Genomic DNA, 277 nt, shown 5'->3' with positions numbered 1-277 from the left:
CCCGGCCGGCCGCACGTGGACGGACGAGACCGTCCTCGCCGAGACGACGGCCATTGCCGACGGCCCCCTGGGCGCGGCGGCGAGCAAGATCGACCACGGCGCGTACCCGCTCGACATCATGGGCAGGCTCGGAGACGCAGGCGCGCTCGGCGTCCACCTCGACCGGCACGGCGCGCGCGTCGGCCTGGCCATCGCCGCCATGCAGGCGGCGAGCCGGGCCTGCGGCGCCACCGGCTTCCTGATGTGGTGCCACGATGTCTGCGGCCTCTACCTGGAG

General features: G+C 75.1%; 1 pseudogene. It reads left to right on the top strand.

Going from position 1 to position 277, the window contains the following annotated elements:
• Positions 1-277, top strand: a pseudogene (locus tag RVY79_RS19360) (hypothetical protein); the annotation flags it as partial.

Origin of the sequence: Chromohalobacter sp. HP20-39 (assembly GCF_033052815.1) — a bacterium.
Classification (GTDB): Bacteria; Pseudomonadota; Gammaproteobacteria; order Pseudomonadales; family Halomonadaceae; genus Chromohalobacter.
The sequence above is the reverse complement of the archived record's forward strand: the minus strand, read 5'-3'. Positions and strand labels throughout refer to the sequence as shown.